The organism is Vibrio nigripulchritudo ATCC 27043, assembly GCF_000222685.1.
Lineage (GTDB): Bacteria > Pseudomonadota > Gammaproteobacteria > Enterobacterales > Vibrionaceae > Vibrio > Vibrio nigripulchritudo.
The window spans coordinates 1-431 of sequence record NZ_AFWJ01000248.1; the positions used below are offsets into that span (position 1 = coordinate 1).

General features: G+C 45.9%; 1 pseudogene. It reads left to right on the top strand.

Features of this window, described 5'->3' with window-relative positions:
* Window positions 1-135: 135 nt before the first annotated feature.
* A pseudogene (locus RH89_RS30255) lies at window positions 136-431 on the top strand (hypothetical protein); the annotation flags it as partial.

Sequence of the window (431 nt, forward strand, 5' to 3'; positions counted from 1 at the left end):
TTGAGAATACAGAACAAACTTCGGCTCACGCAGAAGCTACAGATAACACTGTGCAAACTGCTACCGAATCTGCTGACACTAACGTTGCTGATACACCTCTGAATCAACTAGTTCGGAGCAAACACCAGCGAGCAGGTGACTACTGAGACTCAAGCAAGTATTGAGAATACAGAACAAACTTCGACTCAATCGGAAGCTATAGATAGTACCGAGCAAACTACTTCCGAGCCCACGGAGACGACCAGTACTGACAGTGCCTCTGAATCACACAATTCAGAGCAAGTTACTAACGTTCAGGTGACTACTGAGACTCAGGTAAACAATGAGATTGCAGATCAAACTTCGACTCAATCGGAAGCTACAGATAGTACCGAGCAAGCTACTTCCGAACCCACGGAGACGAACAGTACTGACAGCACTTCTGAATCAAC